The 395-nt window shown below is 43.0% G+C and carries 1 protein-coding gene; it reads left to right on the forward strand.

Annotation, left to right across the window (positions count from 1 at the left end; all coding sequences use genetic code 11):
- Window positions 1-395 (forward strand): ATP-binding protein (locus AAEZ22_RS18215; protein ID WP_352298411.1); only part of this gene is annotated, 395 nt, incomplete at both ends.

Here is a 395-nt window from a genome sequence, read left to right on the forward strand (position 1 = left end):
AATCAGCAACTTCAATTGCTCAAGTTATCGGGTATAAAGCAAGCACTCAAGCAGCAGCTTGAACAGCCAAACCTATATCAAGAACAAAGCTTTATAGAGCGAGTCAGTTTATTGCTAACGCATGAAATTGATACGCGTGACCAAAGAAAAATAGAGCGACTGGTGCGACAAGCAAAATTCCGCGTACCGGGTCAGTTAAATCAACTCATTTACTCGCCGAAGCGCAATCTAGATAAAGCACAAATACGCAGCCTCAGCCAAAGCACCTGGCTGAGTTTACATCAGAATATATTAATTACAGGCGCCACAGGCTGTGGTAAAACCTACCTCGCGTGTGCCTTGGGTCACGAGCACTGTTTACAAGGAAAAAGTGTCTTCTATATTCGATTAAAAGA

The sequence above is a fragment of the Pseudoalteromonas sp. 20-MNA-CIBAN-0454 genome (assembly GCF_040308685.1).
Taxonomy (GTDB): domain Bacteria; phylum Pseudomonadota; class Gammaproteobacteria; order Enterobacterales; family Alteromonadaceae; genus Pseudoalteromonas; species Pseudoalteromonas nigrifaciens.